At 65.1% G+C, this 17,469-nt stretch carries 17 protein-coding genes; 2 read left to right on the plus strand and 15 right to left on the minus strand.

What is annotated here, in order from left to right; genetic code table 11:
• Positions 1-57: 57 nt before the first annotated feature.
• The 14 genes from tatC to C793_RS0103730 all read right to left on the minus strand — a co-directional run bounded on the left by tatC (position 58) and on the right by C793_RS0103730 (position 14,554).
• Positions 58-834, minus strand: coding sequence for a twin-arginine translocase subunit TatC (tatC, locus tag C793_RS0103660; protein WP_017429601.1), 777 nt, complete (start codon positions 832-834; stop codon positions 58-60).
• Positions 821-1,225 carry a Sec-independent protein translocase protein TatB gene (gene tatB, locus C793_RS0103665; protein WP_017429602.1) on the minus strand — a complete coding sequence of 135 codons (405 nt, stop codon included), beginning with the start codon at positions 1,223-1,225 and terminating at the stop codon, positions 821-823. The genes tatC and tatB overlap by 14 nt, the downstream gene beginning before the upstream one ends.
• Positions 1,226-1,228: 3 nt before the next feature.
• A complete protein-coding gene (gene tatA, locus C793_RS0103670; protein WP_017429603.1) occupies positions 1,229-1,501 on the minus strand; it encodes a Sec-independent protein translocase subunit TatA in 273 nt (90 codons plus the stop codon).
• Positions 1,502-1,614: 113 nt separating this feature from the next.
• A complete protein-coding gene (locus C793_RS0103675) occupies positions 1,615-1,989 on the minus strand; it encodes a phosphoribosyl-ATP diphosphatase (RefSeq protein WP_017429604.1) in 375 nt (124 codons plus the stop codon).
• A 140-nt stretch (positions 1,990-2,129) separates the two neighbouring features.
• Positions 2,130-3,749 carry a ubiquinone biosynthesis regulatory protein kinase UbiB gene (gene ubiB, locus C793_RS0103680; RefSeq protein WP_017429605.1) on the minus strand — a complete coding sequence of 540 codons (1,620 nt, stop codon included), beginning with the start codon at positions 3,747-3,749 and terminating at the stop codon, positions 2,130-2,132.
• A complete protein-coding gene (locus C793_RS0103685) occupies positions 3,746-4,396 on the minus strand; it encodes a ubiquinone biosynthesis accessory factor UbiJ (RefSeq protein WP_017429606.1) in 651 nt (216 codons plus the stop codon). Before C793_RS0103685 ends, ubiB begins: the two co-directional genes overlap by 4 nt.
• Positions 4,397-4,493: 97 nt before the next feature.
• Complete coding sequence (gene ubiE, locus C793_RS0103690; protein ID WP_017429607.1) at positions 4,494-5,288, minus strand: bifunctional demethylmenaquinone methyltransferase/2-methoxy-6-polyprenyl-1,4-benzoquinol methylase UbiE; 795 nt, start codon at positions 5,286-5,288, stop codon at positions 4,494-4,496.
• A 124-nt stretch (positions 5,289-5,412) separates the two neighbouring features.
• On the minus strand, positions 5,413-5,796 hold the full coding sequence (locus tag C793_RS0103695; RefSeq protein ID WP_017429608.1) for a gamma-butyrobetaine hydroxylase family protein: 384 nt from the start codon (positions 5,794-5,796) through the stop codon (positions 5,413-5,415).
• Between the two features lie 164 nt (positions 5,797-5,960).
• Positions 5,961-7,283 (minus strand): ATP-dependent protease ATPase subunit HslU, encoded by a 1,323-nt coding sequence (gene hslU / locus C793_RS0103700; protein WP_017429609.1) that lies wholly within the window; start codon positions 7,281-7,283, stop codon positions 5,961-5,963.
• Between the two features lie 3 nt (positions 7,284-7,286).
• Positions 7,287-7,805, minus strand: coding sequence for an ATP-dependent protease subunit HslV (gene hslV / locus C793_RS0103705; protein WP_017429610.1), 519 nt, complete (start codon positions 7,803-7,805; stop codon positions 7,287-7,289).
• Between the two features lie 186 nt (positions 7,806-7,991).
• Entirely contained in the window at positions 7,992-8,759 is a 768-nt protein-coding gene (locus tag C793_RS0103710) for an SPOR domain-containing protein (protein WP_017429611.1), read from the minus strand.
• Between the two features lie 3 nt (positions 8,760-8,762).
• Complete coding sequence (gene argS / locus C793_RS0103715; RefSeq protein ID WP_017429612.1) at positions 8,763-10,448, minus strand: arginine--tRNA ligase; 1,686 nt, start codon at positions 10,446-10,448, stop codon at positions 8,763-8,765.
• Positions 10,449-10,563: 115 nt separating this feature from the next.
• On the minus strand, positions 10,564-11,907 hold the full coding sequence (gene iscB, locus C793_RS0103720) for an RNA-guided endonuclease IscB (RefSeq protein WP_017429613.1): 1,344 nt from the start codon (positions 11,905-11,907) through the stop codon (positions 10,564-10,566).
• A 418-nt stretch (positions 11,908-12,325) separates the two neighbouring features.
• On the minus strand, positions 12,326-14,554 hold the full coding sequence (locus C793_RS0103730; RefSeq protein ID WP_017429615.1) for a primosomal protein N': 2,229 nt from the start codon (positions 14,552-14,554) through the stop codon (positions 12,326-12,328).
• 161 nt (positions 14,555-14,715) lie between these two features.
• Between C793_RS0103730 and rpmE the strand changes: the two genes are divergently transcribed.
• Both rpmE and C793_RS0103740 read left to right on the plus strand, forming a co-directional pair.
• Positions 14,716-14,931: a 50S ribosomal protein L31 gene (rpmE, locus tag C793_RS0103735; protein ID WP_017429616.1), complete on the plus strand. Its 216-nt coding sequence runs from the start codon at positions 14,716-14,718 to the stop codon at positions 14,929-14,931.
• Between the two features lie 341 nt (positions 14,932-15,272).
• A complete protein-coding gene (locus C793_RS0103740) occupies positions 15,273-16,544 on the plus strand; it encodes a malic enzyme-like NAD(P)-binding protein (protein WP_017429617.1) in 1,272 nt (423 codons plus the stop codon).
• Between the two features lie 81 nt (positions 16,545-16,625).
• Here C793_RS0103740 and C793_RS0103745 read toward each other — a convergent pair whose 3' ends face one another.
• Positions 16,626-17,465 (minus strand): acyl-CoA thioesterase, encoded by an 840-nt coding sequence (locus tag C793_RS0103745; RefSeq protein WP_017429618.1) that lies wholly within the window; start codon positions 17,463-17,465, stop codon positions 16,626-16,628.
• Positions 17,466-17,469 lie beyond the last annotated feature (4 nt).

Here is a 17,469-nt window from a genome sequence, read left to right on the forward strand (position 1 = left end):
CCAGCAGTCAAACGGCAAACGGAATAGCGGCGCCGGGCCTCGGCGAGGGTGGCCCGGCTAGGACGCCTCGCGGGCCCGACGATTGCGCACGATACGGCCCAGCAGCAGCCCGATTTCGTAAAGCAGATACATGGGCACCGCCAGCAGGCTTTGCGAGACAACGTCGGGCGGTGTCAGCAGCATGCCCACCACAAAGCAGCAGAGCACGATATAGGGGCGCTTGCGGCTCAGGCTTTCGACCGTGGTGGCGCCCGACAGCACCAGCAAAAAGGTGGCGATGGGAATCTCGAAGGCGACACCGAAGGCAAAAAACAGCTTCAACACGAAGTTGAGATACTGGTTGATGTCGGTCATCACCGTGATGTCGTCGGGCCCTGTCTGGGTGAAAAAGGCAAACAGCAGCGGAAAGACCGCATAGTAGGCAAAGGCGGCACCGGCGTAGAATAGCGCCACGCTGGAAACCAGCAGCGGCACGGCCAGGGTCTTTTCCCGGTCGTAGAGGCCGGGCGCGACAAAGGCCCAGGCCTGGTGCAGCACCACCGGCACGGCGATAAACACCGCCACCACCAGGGTCAGCTTGAACGGCGCGAGAAACGGCGAAGCCACTTCGGTGGCGATCATCTGCGAGCCGTCGGGCAGCAGCGCCATCAACGGCTCGGCGACAAAGGCATAGATGTCGTTGGCGAACGCATACAGCCCCAGAAAGATCACCAGAATGGCCACAACGGCGCGCATCAGCCGCGAACGCAGTTCAATCAGATGTTCGATCAGCGGGGCCTGGGAGCTTTCCTGCTGCGTATCCGTGTTGTGCTGTTTGGCGCTACTGCGGCTCATTGTCGGTCTTGTCCTTGTTCACGTCGCGTCCGTCGTCAGGTGGCGTTTCGCGTAGCGAGGCGAGGGCATCATCCAGCCGGCCCGAGGCGTCTTCGGCCTTGCGTTCCACCTGACGCGCCTTCTGCGCCGGCTCGTTGGCCAGGCTTTCAACGTCGCTTTTGGCCTTGTTCAGCGTGTCATCGAGCTGTTTCTGCTGGTCGTCGAGCTTCTGGCGCAGGTCTTCGGCTTCCAGCTGGGAGCTTATTTCGCGCTGCATGCCGGACACGGTGCGCTTGATCTTGCCCACCCACATGCCGGTGGTGCGGGCGGCACGCGGCAGGCGCTCGGGGCCGAGCACCAGCAGCCCGACCACGGCGATAATCAGGATTTCAAGAAAGCCGATGTCGAGCATGGCTTACGGGCGCTCGTCGCCGTTGTCCGAGGTCTTTTCCCGGGCCTCGACGTCGTAGGTGTTGCCGGTCTCGTCGTCATCGTGGCGCACCTTGCCCTGGGGCTGGGCGCTGTCGTCGTCGCCGTTGTCCTTTTCCTCTTCGTGCATGGCGCTCTTGAAGCCCTTGACCGCGCCGCCCAGGTCGGTGCCCACGTTGCGCAGTTTCTTGGTGCCGAAAATCAGGATGATAATCCCCAGAACAATCAGCAGCTGCCAGATACTGATACCACCTAACATAGGCTTTCCCTCGTTGGTTTCCGTGCGTGCAAAATGACGTTATCGGTGTTGAATACCGGTCCTTGATACCGGTACTGACTGACCGATGATGTTGATTACCGGCGCGATGCCGCTCAGTCGTGCGGGCGGGCGGCTTTTTCCGCATGGCCCGAGACGCCGAACCGACGTGCCAGCTCTTCAAGCACTGGGCCATGATCCAGGCCCAGGTGCGAAAGCATTACCAGACTATGAAACCACAGATCCGCCGTTTCAGCGACAAGCGCCTGACGCTCGGCGGCGCCTCCCTGTTCGGCATCCTTGGCCGCGAGCAGTGTCTCGGTGGCTTCCTCGCCGACTTTTTCCAGCACCTTGTTGAGCCCCTTGTGGTGCAGGGCGGCGACGTAGGAGTCGTCGGCACTGGCGTGGCGGCGGGTTTCCAGTACCTCGGCCAGGGCATCCAGCACGGTATCGGTAGCGGGGGACGAGGGCTGAGCGGGGGTTGTCGCCATGATGATGTGTCCGTCGGTATCCGTGGGTGGTGAGCGAATCGGTTGATAAAACCGGCCTGAAAAAGCGTTCAGCAGTAGCGGTCAAAAACACCGGTTTGCGAAGCCGGTCAACCAGTTCGGGGCAGCAACCAGGCCAGCAGCTACCAGGCCAGCAGCAGCAGGCCGATGGCCGCGGCGGCCAGCGCGGGCCAGTCCTGCCCCGAGGCCCAGCTGGAAAGTGGCTGCCAGGCCAGCGCAATACCCACCAGAATCAGCCCCAGGCGCAGGCGATGCTGGCGCTTGCTCTGGCGATGCATTTGCCGGCGCATGTCGCTGACGGCGTCAATTTGTCGCCGTTGCTGGCGCTGGCCGTCGTCCAGGCGGTAGAGCGCCTGGTGGGCGAGCACCGGCAATTCCGGCAGCTGGGTGGATAATGCCGGCGCCTGGCGCTTGAACGAGTCCCAGAGGCCGCGCGCGCCGGCGCGCTCTTTCATCCAGCGTTCGAGAAACGGCTTGGCGGTACTCCAGAGGTCCAGCTCGGGGTACAGCTGGCGGCCCAGCCCCTCGATGTTGAGCAGGGTTTTCTGCAGCAGCACCAGCTGCGGCTGGACTTCCATGTTGAAGCGCCGGGCGGTCTGAAACAGCCCCAGCAGTACCTGGCCGAAAGAGATATCCTTGAGCGGTTTTTCCAGAATCGGCTCGCACACGGTACGGATAGCGGCGGCAAACTCGTTGGCGCGGGTATTTTCCCCCACCCAGCCGGATTCGATATGCAGCGCCGCGACTTCGTAGTAGTCCTGACGGAAAAACGCCAGCAGATTGCGCGCCAGGTAGTCCTGATCTTCCCGGGTGAGGCTGCCGACGATGCCGCAGTCGATGGCGATATACTGCGGGCTGGTGCCGTTGTGGCAGTTGACGAAGATGTTGCCCGGGTGCATGTCGGCGTGGAAAAAGTTGTCGCGGAATACCTGGGTAAAAAAGATCTCCACGCCGCGTTCCGCGAGTGTCTTGAGGTTGGTGCCCCGGGCCAGCAGGGTATCGGTATCCGCTACCGGAACGCCGCGGATGCGCTCCTGTACCATGACGCGCCGGCGCGTGTAGGCCCAGTAAATCGCGGGCACGAACATCAGCGGCGAGTCCTTGAAGTTGCGCTTGAGCTGCGAGGTGTTGGCGGCTTCCTTGTACAGGTCGAGCTCGTCGAACAGCGTGGCTTCGTAGTCGCGGATGACTTCCACCGGGCGCAGTCGTCGGGCTTCGGGCACCATCGCCAGTAGCCGGGCGACCTGATACATCAGCCCCATGTCCTGACGCATGACACGGCTGATGCCGGGGCGGATGATCTTGACCACCACGTCCTCGCCGCTGTGCAGCCGAGCGGCGTGCACCTGGGCGATGGAGGCCGAGGCCAGCGGTTCGCGCTCGAAGTACGCAAAGGCGGCATCGAGGGTGGTTTCCAGCTGGTCCTCGACCCGAGCCGCCGCGGCATCGCCGGGAAATGGCGGCACCTGGTCCTGGAGGCGCTTGAGCTCGTTGGCAATGTCCTCGGGCAGCAGGTCGCGCCGCGTCGAGAGCATCTGGCCGAATTTGACAAAAATCGGCCCCAGCGCTTCCAGGGCCAGCCGCAGTCGCTCGCCGCGGCTGCGCGAGCCGAGCGGGAACAGCCGCAGCGGCGACAGCCACATCAGGCTGCGCATCCACCAGGGCAGGCGCTCGACGGGCACCAGGGTATCCAGCCGGTGGCGGGCGATGACCCAGCCAATGCGCACAAGCCTCAGGCTCATCCGGTTTCTCCGTCCCGGGCCAGCTGTCGGTGAAGCCGGGCAAAGCGCGCTTCCAGCCGGTCGGTGGCGACTTCCAGCTCGGTCAGGTGGTCGCGCAGGATGTCTCGCTGCCGACGGCCGGGCAGCAGCCGGGCTTCTTCAAATACATAGTCGCTTACGTCGGTCAGCAGCTCGTCTCTGGCGCGCAGGCCGAAGCGCGCCATTCGCCGCAGCCCTTCGGCGAGCGAGTGGGCCGGCATGTCGCCAAGCCAGGCGGCGAGCTCGCTTTCCCAGTCGATGTCGAGATCGGTCAAAAGCTCCCGGGTGGCTTCCAGCAGCCAGGTGTGGCCGCGCACCGATAGTTGACCCGAGAACATCAGCCGTTCGAGGCTTTCGCCGCCGATCCACTGCGAGAGCGTTTCCGGTGTCAGCTCGACCACCGCGTCCGCCGAGAGGCCGGCATCGTCTGCGGTATCGTCAGCGCGCAGCAGGTCCACGCCGGCGCGATGAAAATGCAGTACCAGCGACAGATACGGCTGTTCCAGGCAGACCTGCAGGCGGCGCCCGGCCAGCGCTTCAAGGCGCGCCGGGGCGGCAGGATCGCGCGCCAGCAGCCCGTTGATCACGCGCTCCAGCCCGGCGAGCATCATGGTGGGCCTGGTCGTCATGCCCACCTCGCCGACAAGCCGAGCGCGTCAGGGGATAGCGTGCCGGGGTGGTTCATGGCCCGGTGGTTCATGGCCTGATGGTTCATGGCTTGAAGGGTCATAGCTTGACCCCGCGATGCAGGGCCACGATGCCGCCGGTGAGGTTGGTGTATTCCACCCGCTCCAGGCCGGCGGTTTCCATCATGCCCTTGAGCGTTTCCTGGTCCGGGTGCATGCGGATGGATTCGGCAAGGTAGCGGTAGCTGTTGGCATCGCCCGCTACCAGCTGGCCCATGCGCGGCAGCACGCGGAACGAGTATTCGTCGTAGGCCTTGCTCAACAGCTCGTACTGCGGTTGGGAAAACTCCAGAATCAGCAGCCGTCCGCCGGGTTTCAGCACCCGCTGCATGGAGCGCAGCGCGGCATCCTTGTCGGTGACGTTGCGCAGGCCGAAGGCAATGGTGATGCAGTCGAAGTGATTATCGGGAAACGGCAGCGCCTCGGCATTGGCCTGAACGTAGTCGACGTTGCCGCCCACGCCGTTGTCGATGAGCTTGTCGCGGCCCACGCTCAGCATCGAGGCGTTGATATCGGCGAGCACTACCTGGCCGCGGGGACCGACCATGCGCGAGAATTTCAGCGTCAGATCGCCGGTGCCGCCGGCGATATCCAGCACCCGGTGGCCGGGGCGCACGCCCGAGCGCTCCAGGGTCAGGCGCTTCCACAGGCGGTGAATGCCCATGGACATCAGGTCGTTCATGACATCGTAGCGGCCGGCAACCGAATGGAAGACGTCGGCGACCTTCGAGGCTTTCTCGTGGCGCGGCACGTCCTGGTAGCCAAAATCAATGGTCGATTCGCCGCCGCCCGGGGCGGGGTCGGCGTCATCGTGGCGCGGTTCCGTGGGGCTCATGGAGTTGGCTCCGGAAGTCGAGACGGTAAGGCGGCCTGCCGGGGCAGGCCGCCGCAAGTAGAGAATGGCGCCATTGTAGCCTTGTCCGCCCGGTCTTGTCTGCGTCCCGGGCGGGAAGTTGGCGCTAGACCGACTTGATCTCGATGCCCAGCGGCGTGCGCGACGCGCCGGCTTCGTGCATCCGGGTCAGGTAGTCGTCCCACCAGGCGTCCTGGCGGCTGGCCAGGTCGTAAAGGTATTCCCAGGTGTAGAGTCCGGTTTCGTGGCCGTCGTCGAAATGCAGCTTGAGGGCATAGTTGCCCGTTTGGGTGATGTCCCTGAGGCCGACGTCCTTCTTGCCCACCTGGAGAACCGCTTCCGAATCGCTGTGGCCACGGACCTCGGCGGACGGCGAGAAAACGCGCAGCAGTTCGATGGCGACGCGGTAGGTCTCGCCGCCGGGGTAACCCAGCTCCAGCTGGCGAGCCTTTTTATGGTAGTGAACGCGGGACGGAACGGGAGCGCCCATGATGATGCCTCTTTTCTGATCAGGGCCCGGTTGGCCGGTCAGCGGTCGCAGCAGGGAGGCGGTGATACAGCCTCTGCCGATACGCGAGCCCTGCCAACACCGGGCCGGGTGAAAACCGGGGGCCTGCCCCGCCGGGGAACGCCGCAGCGGGGCAGGTGGCTACCCTAGAGAATATAGCGCGACAGGTCTTCGTCAACGGCGAGTTCGCCCAGCTGGGCGTTGACGTAGTCGGCATCGATGGTCAGCGGGCCGTCCATGTCGCCGCCCTTGAACGAGGCCTCTTCCAGCAGGCGCTCCATAACCGTATGCAGCCGGCGCGCGCCGATATTTTCGGTGCCCTCGTTGACCTGCCAGGAGATCTGCGCGATGCGATCGATGCCGTCCTGGGTGAAGTCGACGTCGAGCCCCTCGGTGGCCAGCAGCGCCTTGTATTGCGCGGTTAGCGACGCCGACGGCTCGGTGAGGATGCGCTTGAAATCGTCCGGGGTCAGGGCGTCCAGCTCGACACGAATGGGCAGGCGACCCTGTAGCTCGGGAATCAGGTCCGACGGCCGCGACAGGTGGAAGGCGCCCGAGGCAATAAACAGGATATGGTCGGTCTTGACCATGCCGTGCTTGGTGGAAACGCTGGACCCTTCGATCAGCGGCAGCAGGTCGCGCTGCACGCCCTCGCGGGAGACATCCCCGCCGCTGGACTGACCGCTGCCCTTGGCAACCTTGTCCAGCTCATCGAGAAATACGATGCCGTGCTCTTCGACGGCTTCCACGGCGCGGGTTTTGATATCTTCCTCGTTGACCAGCTTGCCGGCTTCCTCGTCGCGCAGCAGGCCGAAGGCGTCCTTGACCGAGACTCGGCGGGTTTCGCTTTTTTGCTGGCCCATGTTGGAGAACATGTTCTGCAGCTGGCTGGTCATTTCCTCCATGCCCGGCGGCGTCATGATGTCGACGTTCTGCCCCTGAGCGGACATCTCGATGTCGATTTCCTTGTCGTCGAGCTCGCCTTCGCGCAGCTTCTTGCGGAAGGTCTGGCGCGTGCCGTTGTCCTCGCGGGGTTTGTCTTCCTGGCCCCGGGGCGGCGGCAGCAGGGCGTCGAGTATGCGGTCTTCGGCGGCGTCTTCGGCGCGGCTGCCGACTTCTTCCTTTGCGTGCTCGCGGACCATCTTGATCGACGATTCCATCAGATCGCGGATGATCGACTCCACGTCGCGCCCCACGTAGCCCACTTCGGTGAACTTGGTCGCCTCGACCTTGATGAACGGCGCCCGGGCGAGCCTCGCCAGGCGGCGGGCGATCTCGGTCTTGCCCACGCCGGTGGGGCCAATCATGAGGATGTTCTTGGGCGTAACTTCCGGGCGCAGCTCGTCGTCGAGCTGGGTGCGGCGCCAGCGGTTGCGCAGCGCCACCGCCACGGAGCGTTTGGCGTCTTTCTGGCCGATGATGAACTGGTCCAGGGCATGGACGATCTCGCGGGGTGTCATCTGAGTCATGGCTTAGAGCTCTTCCATAGTGACGTGATGGTTGGTGAACACGCAGATGTCACCGGCGATGGACAGGGACTTCTCGGTGATCTCGCGCGCGGACAGGTCGGTATTTTCCAGCAGCGCCCGGGCGCTGGCTTCGGCGTAGTTGCCGCCGGAGCCCACGGCGATAACGCCGTGTTCGGGTTCCACCACGTCACCGTTGCCGGTAATGATCAGCGAGGTAGTGTGGTCGGCGACCACCAGCAGCGCTTCCAGGCGGCGCAGGGCGCGCTCGGTGCGCCAGTCCTTGGCCAGCTCCACGGCGGCCTTGGTCAGGTGCCCCTGGTATTTTTCCAGCTGGGATTCAAAGCGCTCGAACAGCGTGAAGGCATCGGCGGTGCCGCCGGCAAAGCCCGCCAGCACCCGGTTGCGGTAGAGGCGGCGGACCTTGCTGGCGTTGCCCTTCATCACGGTGTTGCCCAGCGATACCTGGCCGTCGCCGGCCAGGGCGACCTGGTCACCGCGCCGCACGGATACGATAGTGGTCATGGAGAGGTCTCCTTGCGGGAGGCGAGCTCCCGGTGACTGTGGATGCCGTTACGCGGCACCTGGCATATAAAATCGGGCGGATGAAACCCGGTATCTACAACATCAGGCACGAAGCGCATGGGAACGTAATGCGGGCGAGAGGGGAAAAATCAACCGTTCGCCCGCCGCAGTCGGGAAGGGTCGCCGTCAGTCCTGCAGCTGAATCAGCAGGGGCTCGATGCCCTGGGTGGCCATCAGGTCCTGGGCGCGGGTGAGCTCGTTGGTGTCTTCGTAGGGGCCGACCTGGACGCGATGCCAGGTCACGCCGTTGGCCTCCACTTCGCTGATGTTGGCCAGCAGGCTGAGGTTTTGCAGTCTGGAGCGCAGCTTTTGGGCGTCGGACGGCTCGCGAAACGACGCCGCCTGCAGCATGTAGCGGCCGGGTTCGGTGGGCGCCCTGGACTCACTGCTCGAGGTGTCGTCCTCGGAGTGACTTTTGGCCGCGATAACTCGGGCAATGGGATCATCATCGGCGGCATCATCGCGGCCGGAGTCGGCCGGCGGTTCCGGCGCGTCGACGTCGGACGGCACTGCGCCGCCGGGAGCGATAACCTCGCTTTCGGGCAGCAGGGTGTAGAACTCGAACGTCGGCATGCCGTCGTCGTTGTCCTGTCCGCTGCTTTTCTCGCTGCCGTTTCCGGCATTGTTTCCACTGCTGTTTTCAGCGCTTCTTCCGGCTTCCGTGCTGTTCGCATCGCTATCGGCCGGGGCCACGTCGGTTTGAGGCGGCCGGGTATCCTGCCAGGGCGCGGTGCCGTTCTGGTGTTGGGCGAGAAAGAAGCCCGCGACCATGCCCAGCAACGCCCAAAGCCAGCCCGGCAGGCGAAAGCCGCCGGCGCCGGCGTTTTTCGCTGCGGGTTTTTTGCGCTGGCTGGTGGCTCCTCGGCGCGTGGACTTTTTGCGTTGCCTGGCCATGAGTTACATCTCCTCCGGTGCGCTGACGCCCATCAGATCAAGGCCGTTGCGCAGCGTCTGGCGAGCCGCAAGCCCCAGCGCCAGGCGCGCATTGCGGGTGGCGTCGTCGTCGACCATGACCTTGACGGCGTTGTAACAGCTGTGGAAATCCCCGGCGAGGTCCAGCAGGTACTGCGCGACTTGCTGGGGCTCGCGGTTTTTCGTCGCGTTTTCCACGACTTCCGGGTAGCGCGCGAGGCGGTTGAGCACGGTTTTTTCCTGGTCGTTGTCGAGCAGGGCCAGCTGCGACAGCGCCAGTGAATGGTCAAACGGCTGGCCGGCGTCTTCGGCGCGGCGCAGCATGCTGCATACCCGGGCGTGGGCGTACTGGACGTAGTACACCGGGTTGTCGTTGGACTGCGAGCGGGCCAGGTCGATATCAAAAGTCAGCTGGGAATCGGAACGCCGGGCGGCGAGGAAAAACCGCGTGGCATCGCGGCCCACCTCGTCGATCAGGTCGCGCACGGTGACGTAGCTGCCGGCGCGCTTGGAGAGTTTTACCTCCACGCCCGAGCGGGTGACCATCACCATCTGGTGCAGCACATAGTCGGGAAAGCCCTCGGGGATGCCCGTCTCCAGCGCCTGGAGCCCGGCGCGGACCCGGGTAATGGTGGAGTGGTGATCGGCACCCTGCTCGTTGATGACCGTGGTAAAGCCGCGCTGCCACTTGTCCAGGTGGTAGGCGACATCGGGCAGAAAGTAGGTAAAACTGCCGTCGCGCTTGCGCATCACGCGATCCTTGTCGTCGCCGAAGCTCGTGGTACGCAGCCAGGTGGCGCCGTCTTCGTCGAAGGTGTGGCCGTTGTCCACCAGCGTTTTGACCGTGGCGTCGACCTTGCCGCTGTCGTATAGCGAGGATTCCAGGAAGTAGACGTCGAACGCCACGCCGAAGGCCTTGAGGTCCAGGTCCTGCTCCCGGCGCAGCCAGGCCACGGCAAAGTCACGAATGGCGTCCAGGTCGTCCGGGTCGCCGCCGGCGGTGACTTCACGATCGTCGGCGACCACGGTATGGCCGGCCAGGTAGTCGTCGGCCACGCGGGCAATATAGTCGCCGCGATAGCCGTCCGCCGGCCAGTCGGCGTCGTCCGGGGTGAGGTGTTTGGCCCGCGCCTGTACCGAAAGCGCCAGGTTGTGGATCTGTACCCCGGCGTCGTTGTAGTAGAACTCCCGGGTGACGTCGAAGCCGGTAGCCTCGAGCAGCCGGCAGAGGCAGTCGCCAATCGCCGCACCGCGGCCGTGGCCCACGTGCAGCGGGCCGGTGGGGTTGGCGGAGACAAACTCCACCTGCACCTTTTCGCCCTGGCCGATCAGGCTGCGGCCGAAGGTATCGCCGGCATCCAGCACCCGGGCGACGATTTGCGCGGCGGCATCGGTGGCGGCAAAAAAGTTGATAAAGCCGGGGCCGGCAATCTCGGTTTTCTGCACCGCATCGCTTTCGGGCAGCGCCTGGACGATCGCCTCGGCCAGCTCCCGGGGCTTCATGCCGGCGGGTTTGGCCAGCGCCAGCGCCAGGTTGCTGGCGTAGTCGCCGTGGGCCTTGTCCCGGGTGGCGTCGACCCTGATGGCGGGCTGAAGGTCGTCGGGCAGCACGCCCTGGTGCTTGAGCGCGCCAATGGCGCTTTCGAGTAGTGAGCTGAGTGTGTCTTTCATCAGTATTTGCGCGGGATACCCGGTACTTTCCGTGCCGGGAGGGATAGCGCGTCGCCCGCAGGGCGACCCGGGTTACGCCATCGCCTGTCCCGCTCCTCCCTTGGTGGTTAATGGATTAGTGGTTGATGGATGGTGTGAGGTGGTAGCCGTAGCCATCACCGCGTTGAATCAGGGTGCAATGCTTGTGCGAAATGCCCTGTACTGCCCCCTGTGGCGTCTGGATGTTGAAGCGGCCGGTTTTGCGCACGGCCACACGACCGATATGCGTGCCGGCTTTCCTGCCGGCGGGGACGATGGCCTTGACCCTATCGCCGGTCTGAAAACCGTGTACCTGTTTTTGCCGCATCAGGTAGCCACGCGGAAAACCGTGCCGGGTCAGCCGAGTGCGCTGATAGCTCCCGCGTCCGGTGGCCTTGATCATCAGCGTTGGCACCGGCCAGTCGTGCAGCGCCTCCATCGCGCCAACGCAGGCGGCATCCAGGGCGTGAGTTTTGGGAATGCCGAGCCGCTGGCGGTTGTATTTTGTACGTCCACCCGTGCCGACCGTGACCGGCAAGCCGGTGGCCTTGAGGGCGTCAAACAGCGCCCAGCGGGTCGCATTGACCGCGCTGGCATCGCGTAGCGGCTGCTTGAGCTGGCGCTGTACGCGCTCAAGCTGCACGTTCGCCGACAGACCATTGGCTTTGAGGCGCTTTTTGAGACGTTTGCTGGTAGCGAAGAAGTCAGTCAGCGATTGCCGATCCTTTTCCTGATTGCAGGCATGGCAGGCTAATGACAAGTTGCTGACGCGGTTGGAACCGCCCCGGCTGCGTGGCTCGACATGCTCGATTTCCAGCGGCGTCTCGGTGGCGCCGCAGTAGGCACATTCCCGGCCCCATTTCTCCAGCAGGTACTCGCGCACCTCGTACCCGAGCAGCGTGCCTTGCTGGTACTCGATGTCGCTGACCTCCGGGTTGTCGAGCTTTTGCGTATCAAAGCGCACCAGTTCCTGGTCCAGTGCGGTGATTGGTGCAAGCCTGCGCAGCCGTTCCACCCAGGCCGTGACGGTATCGACCCGATGTTGCAATGAAGGGGGCAGCCAACCTTCGGGCCGAGTGCGATTATCAAAGCGTGGCGCCCGGTAGCGCAGATTGGCCGAACGGCGGCGACGCCGAAACGCGGCGCGCTGTTCCAGCGCCTTCTTGATCTGAAAGCCGCGGTGCAAAAGCTCGAACAGACACAGCACATGGCGCTGCTGACCGTCCGATTCACGCATCAGCGCCAGCCCCGTGGCCTTGCTGCCGGGATCAATGCCCAGACGAAGCGCCTGCGTGTCGCCGCCCACCCGATCCCTGAGCCGGATCGTGAACGGATAGCGTTTATGCACCACGGCGCGACCGCGTTCCAGCAGCAATCGGGCGCGCTTTTCGCTGCACGGCATCAACGGCTGCTTGCGTTTGTCCAACACGAAAACCGCCATGCGATTTTCTCCCGTGTTAATGCCCTTACGGGCCTTGTGTCGCAGGGCTTTCGCCCTGTCTCCCCTCGGGAATGTCGATAACCGGCTCCTGCCTGGCGGCAGCGGTCGGGACCTTCAGCGTTTTACCTTGCGCCAGCATGATCCCGACCTTTCAGAGCCACGGACTGAGGAAGCATCCGTGGGTGAGTCCTGGCGACCTGTTACCAACGTAGCGGACTGGCGACCGCTTTCCCTGGTCAACCGGGCCTGCTTTCACAAGCCTCTCCCTTCAGGGAGAGGTAGTTGACCTGGGTATCCGGAAAACGTCGGTGGCGGCGTGCGTCAGCGCTGGATCGGGAGGCGGGTCAGCGGCGCCCTTGCAAGGCGCTCATTATCAGCCTTTGGCGGCAAGTTTCAAAGCATCGTTCAGGCCGGTCTTTCAGGCCAGACTTTGCGGGTCGATGTCCAGCGACCAGCGTACCCGGCGCGCGTCGGCGCTGCCCTCGAGCCACTGGGTGATAAAACTCGCCGCAGCGTGCAGCTGGCTGCGCCGGTCGGCGCTGAGCATGACGTGGAGGTGATAGCGGTTCTGACGCCGCTCCATGGGCGCCGGCACCGGGCCCAGGCAGCGCGCCCGGGTCGCGTTCTGTGCCAGCCAGTGGTTCAGCGCACCGGCCGCGTCGCGGGCCAGCGCGCCGGCGGTGTCAGCGTGGGGGCTTTCCACCCGCAGTAGCGCCATGAAGCCGCAGGGCGGCAGCCCGGCAAGACGGCGCTCTTCGAGCAGCTCGCGCGCCAGCGCGCCGTACCCCTGGTCGGCCAGGCGGATCAGGTGAGGGTCGTCGGGGTGCTGGGTCTGCACCAGCACCCGGCCGGGGTCGGCGGCGCGGCCGGCACGCCCGGCCACCTGTTCCAGCAGCTGGGCATTGTGCTCCATGGCGCGAAAATCCGCCGAGTAAAGCCCGCCGTCGGCGTTGACCACTACGACCAGGGTGACGTGGGGCAGGTGGTGGCCCTTGGCGAGCATCTGGGTGCCCACCAGCAGGCAGGGCTCGCCGCGCCGAATTTCCTTCAGCGCCCGGGCAAAGCTGTCCTTGCGCCGGGTACTGTCGCGGTCGATGCGATGGATGACGGTATCGGGAAACAGCGTCTGCAGGGTTTCCTCGCTGCGCTCGGTGCCGCTGCCCAGCGCGCGCAAATCGCCGCTGGCGCACTCGGGGCAGGCGTCGGGCAGGCCCCGGCGGCTGTCGCAGTGGTGGCAGGCCAAAAGCGGCGGGGCGCGGTGCAGCGTCATGCGCGCGTCGCACTGCTCGCATTCGGCCAGCCAGCCGCAGGCGTGGCAGGTCAGCGTCGGCGCAAAGCCCCGGCGGTTGATAAACACCAGCACCTGTTTGCCGGCTTCCAGGGTGGCGTTTATTGTCCTGATGGTGCCGGGCAGCAGCCCGCCCTGGCGGCGCTGATGGCGCAGGTCGACCAGCTCGAGTCGGGCCGGCGGGTGGCGGCTGGCACGCTGGGTTAAATGCAGATGGCGATAGCGGCCGTCGAGCGCCCGATCGAGGCTTTCCAGCGACGGCGTTGCGCTGCCCAGCACCACGGGGATGCCGTGATAGTGCGCCCGCGCCACGGCCAGGTCCCGGGCGTGGTAGCGCAGCCGGTCCTGCTGTTTGTACGAGCCGTCGTGCTCCTCGTCCACAATAATCGCGCCGGGGTCGGCCAGCGGCGTGAAAATCGCCGAGCGGGTGCCGATGATAACCCGCGCCCGGCCGCTGGCGGCCGCCTCCCAGACATCTAGGCGTTCGGCGTCGGCAAGGCCCGAGTGCAACGCCAGTACCGGCACGCTGAAGCGTTTCTCGAAGCGGGCCAGCGTCTGGGGCGTGAGGCCGATTTCGGGCACCAGCACCAGCGCCTGTCGGCCCCGGGCGATAACCGCCTCGATCAGCTGCAGGTAGACCTCGGTTTTGCCGCTGCCGGTGACGCCTTCCACCAGGCAGGGGTGAAAGTCGGACAGCCGCTCGTGCAGCGCGGCGAGCACGGTGGACTGTTCCTGGTTGAGCGGCAGCGCCGGCGTCGCCAGCAGCGAGCCGCTGTCGTGTCCAGGCGCCGCGGTTTCCACCTCGCGACGTTCGATCAACCCCTTGCGCAGCAGGCGGTTGAGCACGTCGTGAGTCAGGCCGTGGGCGGTAATCGCTCGGGTCGTCAGCCCGTGCGGGTGTTGGCCCAGCAGCGCCCAGAGCTCGGCCTGGCGCCGGGCGCGGGCAAAATCGGGTTCGGCCGGGGCGTCGGGGTGTTGGCGCCAGAGGGTGCGCGTGCGCCCCGCCACGGGGTACCCCTGACGCAGCCGCGCCGGCAGAGCGTGGTGCAGGGTATCGCCCAGGCTATGCTGGTAGTAGCGCGCGGCAAAGCGGCACAGCCACAGCCAGTCGGCGGGCAGCGGGGCGTTATCCAGCGCTCGGCCGACGGTGCGCAGCTTGTGCCGGGGCAGCTCGCTGTGTTCCGCCAGCTCGGCTACCACGCCCACCACATCGCGGTGGCCAAACGGCACCTCAACGCGCAGCCCTGGCTGCCAGCCGCAGGCCGGGGGCTCGCCGGCGGGCAGGTAGTCGAACAGCCGGCGCAGCGGCGAGGGCAGGGCAACCCGCAGAACGGGCGATGAAAATTCGTGGGGCGGCAATTGGCCTCCGGCGTCAGGTTTGCTAGTATACGCGGCTGCTTTGCGCCACCCTGTAACCCCGTTGCGTGGCGTCAACGGCTAACCGGTTAGCACGTTTTTCAACCCGTATGCGGTGCCTGGCCGCTGATCAGGTGGCGGCATACAACTCTGTGAGGCTCAAGATGAAACAAGGTATCCACCCGAATTACAACACGGTCACGGCCACTTGCTCCTGCGGCGAAAGCTTTGCCGTCGGCTCCACCTCCGGCCATGACTTCTCTCTGGACGTCTGCTCCAACTGCCACCCGTTCTACACCGGCAAGCAGAAGCAGGCGACCACCGGCGGCCGCGTCGAGCGCTTCAACAAGCGCTTCGGTGCCGCGATGAAGCGCAGCTAAACGCTCCCTTCGCCGGGTGCCTGCCCGGCGGCTGCGTTGTTGTAAAAGCCCACGCTTCGGCGTGGGTTTTTTTGTTATCCGGAACGCCGGGGCGCGCTGATTGTGGTTGCCGCATGAGGGGCTACAATTGTCTGCGTACATCCTGCTACCAGGGAAGAAGGTCGCTACCCGGGAATAAAGCCCATGGATCATGGGCCAAAGTGCCAAACCGGACTGTCGGCAAGGCATCCTTTACCGCGCCGTTGCCTCGGCTCCGGCGCGATGCGGGCGCTTGAGGCACCCGGCTATTTTCTATATTATGGAAATACTTTCCATTTTTAACGCTAAACTGGACTCTGACCATGACGGACGCATTCAAGCAGGCTGCTCTGGATTATCATGCCAAGCCGATCCCCGGCAAACTGTCGGTAGAGCTAACCAAGCCGACCGCTACGGCGCGCGATCTGGCGCTGGCCTATAGCCCGGGCGTGGCAGAGCCGGTGCGTGAAATCGGCAAGGACGTGGAAAATGCCTACCGCTATACCGGCAAGGGCAATCTGGTGGCGGTGATCTCCAACGGCACGGCGATTCTGGGGCTGGGGAACCGCGGCGCGCTGGCGAGCAAGCCGGTCATGGAAGGCAAGGGCGTGCTGTTCAAGCGCTTTGCCGGCGTCAATTCGGTGGATATCGAAGTCGACACCGAAGACGCGGAGACGTTTATCAACACCGTCGCCAACATCGCCGATACCTGGGGCGGCATCAACCTGGAAGATATCAAGGCGCCGGAATGCTTTGAGGTCGAGCGCGAGCTGAAGCAGCGCTGCAACATTCCGGTGTTTCACGACGATCAGCACGGGACCGCGATTGTCACCGCGGCGGGCATGATCAACGCGCTGAGTATTGCCGGCAAGAACATCGAAGAGGCGCGCCTGGTCTGCCTGGGCGCCGGCTCGGCGGCGATTGCCTGCATGAACCTGCTGATTGCCTGCGGCATGCGTCGGGAACACATCTTCATGCTCGACAGCAAGGGCGTGATTCACACCGGGCGCGACAACCTCAACGAATACAAGGCGCAGTTCGCCAACGACACCGACAGCCGCACCCTGGACGACGTGATTGAAGGCGCGGATGTTTTCGTGGGGCTGTCCGGCCCCAACCTGCTGTCGTGCGAGCAGCTGGATAAAATGGCCGAGAGCCCGGTGGTCTTTGCCTGCTCCAACCCGGACCCGGAAATCCATCCCCACCAGGCCCGCGATGCGCGCCCGGATGTGATCATGGCCACGGGCCGCTCGGACTACCCCAACCAGGTCAACAACGTCCTGGGCTTTCCGTTTATCTTCCGAGGGGCGCTGGACGTGCGCGCCACGGCGATCAACGAGGAAATGAAGGTCGCCGCGGTTCACGCCATCGCCGACCTGGCCCGCGAGCCGGTGCCCCAGGACGTGCTGGACGCCTACGAGCGCGACGAGATGACCTTCGGGCGCAACTACATCATCCCCACGCCGGTGGATATTCGCCTGCTCGACCGCGTTTCATCCGCGGTGGCTCAGGCCGCCGTGGACAGCGGCGTGGCGCGCAAGCCGTTCCCGGCGCACTACCCGCTGACCTCGATTGCCGACGTATACGGCGATTAAGCCCCGGCTCGTTATTGAAACGGCACGCGACGCCGGCGTCCGCCATGAGCGGGCGCCGGCGTTTGTCGTTTGTCTGCGTCGTCAGCGGCGGTCGGTTTCGTGCAGGCGCGTCAGGCCTTCCTGGGCGGTGGAGGCGATCAGCTGACCGTCGCGCCGGTAGATATGGCCGCGTGCCAGACCCCGGGCGTTGCCGGACCAGGGCACATCAATCACGTACAGCAGCCAGTCATCCACCCGGGCGTCGCTGTGCAGCCAGAGCGTGTGGTCGAGGCTGGCGATCTGCAGGCCGGGGTCGGTAAAGGCCACGCCGTGCAGCGTCAGGCTGGTACCCAGCAGGTTGAAGTCGGACGCATAGGACAGCAAATGGCGGTGCAGCGCCGGTGTGTCGGGCAGCGGGCCGTGAAAGCGAAACCACATGCAGCGCCCGCCGGGCTGGCCGTTATCCGGGTTGCCGGGCAGATGGAGGAACTCGCCGGGGTAGGTCTTGAACCGCGACGGTGTGACGCCTTCCTGCTCCAGCAGCGCTTCGGGCGTTTCGACCCGGGGCATCGGCCGCTGGTGGCTGAGCCGGCTGTCTTCGGGCACCTGAAAGGAAGCGCTGCAGAAAAAAATCGGCCGGCCCTTCTGAATCGCGGTCACCCGGCGGGTGGTGAAGCTGCGGCCATCGCGCACCTTGTCGACCTGATAGACGACCGGGCGGCCGGGGTCCCCCGGGCGCAGGAAGTAGCCGTGCTGGGAGTGCGGACGGCGGTCATCGGGCACGGTTTGCGTCGCGGCCGCCAGCGCCTGGCCCAGCACCTGGCCGCCGTATAGCTGCGGCAGGCCCAGATCCTGACTCTGGCCGCGAAACAGCGTGTCTTCCAGTGGCTCGAGGTCCAGCAGTGATACCAGCTGGTTGCCGGGGCTGGGGGCGTCGTTCATGTTT

Source organism: Vreelandella jeotgali Hwa, assembly GCF_000334215.1.
Lineage (GTDB): Bacteria > Pseudomonadota > Gammaproteobacteria > Pseudomonadales > Halomonadaceae > Vreelandella > Vreelandella jeotgali.

Excerpts from the sequence above, each read along its gene's own strand:
- C793_RS0103710 (WP_017429611.1), bottom strand. The coding sequence starts at position 8,759 with ATGGCCAGGCAACGCAAAAAGTCCACGCGCCGAGGAGCCACCAGCCAG.
- tatA (WP_017429603.1), bottom strand. The coding sequence starts at position 1,501 with ATGTTAGGTGGTATCAGTATCTGGCAGCTGCTGATTGTTCTGGGGATT.
- tatC (WP_017429601.1), bottom strand. The coding sequence starts at position 834 with ATGAGCCGCAGTAGCGCCAAACAGCACAACACGGATACGCAGCAGGAA.
- C793_RS0103695 (WP_017429608.1), bottom strand. The coding sequence starts at position 5,796 with ATGGGCGCTCCCGTTCCGTCCCGCGTTCACTACCATAAAAAGGCTCGC.
- C793_RS0103685 (WP_017429606.1), bottom strand. The coding sequence starts at position 4,396 with ATGACGACCAGGCCCACCATGATGCTCGCCGGGCTGGAGCGCGTGATC.
- C793_RS0103675 (WP_017429604.1), bottom strand. The coding sequence starts at position 1,989 with ATGGCGACAACCCCCGCTCAGCCCTCGTCCCCCGCTACCGATACCGTG.
- hslV (WP_017429610.1), bottom strand. The coding sequence starts at position 7,805 with ATGACCACTATCGTATCCGTGCGGCGCGGTGACCAGGTCGCCCTGGCC.
- ubiB (WP_017429605.1), bottom strand. The coding sequence starts at position 3,749 with ATGAGCCTGAGGCTTGTGCGCATTGGCTGGGTCATCGCCCGCCACCGG.
- hslU (WP_017429609.1), bottom strand. The coding sequence starts at position 7,283 with ATGACTCAGATGACACCCCGCGAGATCGTCCATGCCCTGGACCAGTTC.
- iscB (WP_017429613.1), bottom strand. The coding sequence starts at position 11,907 with ATGGCGGTTTTCGTGTTGGACAAACGCAAGCAGCCGTTGATGCCGTGC.
- rpmE (WP_017429616.1), top strand. The coding sequence starts at position 14,716 with ATGAAACAAGGTATCCACCCGAATTACAACACGGTCACGGCCACTTGC.
- C793_RS0103740 (WP_017429617.1), top strand. The coding sequence starts at position 15,273 with ATGACGGACGCATTCAAGCAGGCTGCTCTGGATTATCATGCCAAGCCG.
- tatB (WP_017429602.1), bottom strand. The coding sequence starts at position 1,225 with ATGCTCGACATCGGCTTTCTTGAAATCCTGATTATCGCCGTGGTCGGG.
- argS (WP_017429612.1), bottom strand. The coding sequence starts at position 10,448 with ATGAAAGACACACTCAGCTCACTACTCGAAAGCGCCATTGGCGCGCTC.
- ubiE (WP_017429607.1), bottom strand. The coding sequence starts at position 5,288 with ATGAGCCCCACGGAACCGCGCCACGATGACGCCGACCCCGCCCCGGGC.
- C793_RS0103745 (WP_017429618.1), bottom strand. The coding sequence starts at position 17,465 with ATGAACGACGCCCCCAGCCCCGGCAACCAGCTGGTATCACTGCTGGAC.